The organism is Mycobacterium syngnathidarum (assembly GCF_001942625.1).
In the GTDB taxonomy this organism is placed as follows: Bacteria; Actinomycetota; Actinomycetes; order Mycobacteriales; family Mycobacteriaceae; genus Mycobacterium; species Mycobacterium syngnathidarum.
The window spans coordinates 1-2842 of sequence record NZ_MLCL01000035.1; the positions used below are offsets into that span (position 1 = coordinate 1).

Here is a 2842-nt window from a genome sequence, read left to right on the forward strand (position 1 = left end):
TTACACGGCTACCTCAACGACGTCCCACCCGCCGAGTACGAAGCCACGTTCTACGATGCACAACGGACCGACCAACCACTGGTCGCAATCCAATAGCCCGAGCCTCCGGCAAAACCAGGGCGATTCAGGTTGTTCAGGCCGATGCTCCACCCACCACGGATCGTCCGGCCCGGCAAGCCAAGAACATCACAGTCACAACTGCTGCCAACCACTTCGGCGGCTGGCCCACTACAGTCTCCCGCATCGAACGCGGACTACAACGCGACGACACCTTCGCCGAGAACTACGGACACTGGCTGCAAGCCGCTTGACGCCAATTGGAGCATCAAGTTGCCGACGTGAATCAGGCCCTAGCGAGCGAAGGCGGCTTCACCGCATCCGGATCGGGGTTGGCGATCGGCAGGCCCATGAACCGGCGGGCGTTGTCGCCCATGAAATCGTAGGTGCGGCGAATGTCCATGCCCTCGGCGTACTTCCAGAAGCCTTTCGGCTCGGCCAGCCCCTCGGGGTGGGGGTAGTCGGATCCGAACAGCACCTTGTCCCACCCGACGGTTTCGACGACGTCGGACACGCAGCCCTCCCAGAACGGGCTGACCCAGATGTTGCGACGGAACACGTCATGCGGATGTTCGGGGAAGTTCTGCGGCATCTTCTTGTAGAGGTCGGCGAAATCGTGGAACAGCGGGAAGATCCAGCTGCTGCCGTTCTCGACGCTGGCGATGCGCAGCTTCGGGAACCGTGTCAGGGTGCCGTGGCAGATCAGTGCGGTAAGCATGTCGGCGATCTCGCGGTGGCCCAACACCATCCAGCGGAACGCGCTCTGGGCCATGAAGTTCTGAGTATGGGGCGGTTCCCACTTGTTGACGTACTCGTCGAGCGGCGGGTAGCTGGCGTGCAGGACGATAGGCAGGCCGGCGGCCTCGACGTCGCGCCAGAACGGGTCGAATTCGGGCAGCGCAGGGGAGCGCCAGCCGTGCAGGCCGTTGACCGGGCCGGGCTTGATCAACGCAACTTTGGCGCCGTGATCGAGGATCCATGCCAATTCACGTTGTGCCGCATCGACTTCGGAAAGGTTGATGATCGGTGTGGAGAACACGCGGTCGGCGTGGTTGAAGCTCCAGTGTTCGAGGATCCACTGGTTGAGGGCGTGGACGATCGCCAGGGTCAGCTGTGGGTCGTCGGCGCTGGAGTGCTCGACGAGGCTGCCCAGGGTGGGATAGTTCAGGGCCTCGACCACGCCCTGCCGGTCCAGTTCGGCGATCCGGTCCTCGGGGTTGCGGGTGGCCGCGGGGGCGTCGATCGCCTTGCCCTGCATCTCGCGCAGGGTCAGCCCTTCGGTGTTCTCCCCGGCGAAGAACTTTTCGTGCGCACCGGGGGCGGCAACCCGCTCGAAGGTGGGATTGGGGATGAAGTCGGTGACCCGGTTGTTGATCACCACCCGGGTCTGCCTGCCGATCTGGGCGTACTGCACGGCACGTGAGTACTTCTCCGGCAGAAACTTCGTCAGCGCTTCACCGGTTTCGTACATGTGCTGGTCCGCGTCGAAGATCGGTGCGTCCCTGAATTGTTCAGTCATGTTGGTGGTCTCCCTATCCGGCGAGCAGACGCAGACTCATATGTTTCCGTCGGCGACGGTGCGATTCTGTGTCTGCGCGCGAGATGCAAGTCAGAGTGTCAGGACGGTGGCACCGGCGGTACCGGGCGCTCCATAGAGCTGGGCGAAGCCGACGCGTGGGTTGCCGGGCACCTGGCGGTCGCCGGCTTCGCCGCGCAATTGGCGTACCAGTTCGTGAATCTGGCGCAGGCCCGAGGCGCCGATGGGCTCGCCGTTGGCGATCAGACCACCGTCGGTGTTGATCGGTAGCGAGCCACCGATCTCGGTGGCCCCGTCGGCCAGCAGCTTCTCCTGGTCGCCATCGGCGCAGAATCCGCATTCGGCCATGTGGATGATCTCGGCGCCGGCATCGGTGTCCTGCAGCTGCACGACGTCGACGTCTCCGGGTGCCACCCCGGCCTTTTCGAATGCGGCGCGCGCGGCGTACACCGTCGGCGCCACATCTTCCTCGACCGGCGCGCAGGTGGTGTTGACCTCATAGGCACCGTAGCGGCGGGTACGGACCTCGACGGCTTTGAGGTAGACCGGCTTGTCCGTGTATTTGTGGGCGATGTCGGCCCGGCACATCACTACCGCGGCAGCACCCTCGTCCGGGGCGCAGAACATGTATTGGGTCAACGGGTAGTTGAGCATGGTGGAATCGAGGATGTCGTCTTCGCTGATCGGCTTGCGTCGGAACGCATTCGGATTCAGCGCACCATTGCGGAAGTTCTTGTTGGCCACCTTGGCCAACGTGCGTTGCGAGATGTTGTGCTCGTGCAGGTAACGATTCGCCTTCATCCCGAAGAACTGGGTGGTGAGGTACTGGCCGTTCTCGGCGTACCAGCTGGGCATGCCGACCAAGGCCGGGTCTTCGGTGAACGCGCCGCGCGGATGCTTGTCCAACCCGACGGCGATACCGATGTCGTAGTCGCCGAGCCGGATCCCGTCAGCGCAGGCCTTGGTGGCACTGGCCGCCGTGGCACACGCGTTGAACACGTTGGTGAACGGGATACCCGTCAATCCGACCATCCCGACGATCGCGTCCGGGTTGGCCACCGTCCAGCTGCCTCCGGTCGCGGCACCGATGTCCTTCCAGTCCACACCCGCATCGGCAACCGCGGCGAAGATGGCGTCCACGCCCATCTCCATCGCGGACTTGCCTTCGAAGCGGCCGAAGGGATGGATACCGACTCCAATGATGGCTACGTCGTTCATGGTGCTCCTACGGGGGAGAAGGCGAAGGTG

2 protein-coding genes are annotated in these 2842 nt (G+C 63.8%); both read right to left on the reverse strand.

Annotated elements, in window-relative coordinates:
* Positions 1-343 precede the first annotated feature (343 nt).
* On the reverse strand, positions 344-1576 hold the full coding sequence (locus BKG60_RS11905; protein WP_070947253.1) for an amidohydrolase family protein: 1233 nt from the start codon (positions 1574-1576) through the stop codon (positions 344-346).
* Positions 1577-1666: 90 nt separating this feature from the next.
* Positions 1667-2812, reverse strand: a complete 1146-nt coding sequence (locus BKG60_RS11910; protein WP_070947252.1) for a thiolase family protein — start codon at positions 2810-2812, stop codon at positions 1667-1669.
* Positions 2813-2842: the final 30 nt, after the last annotated feature.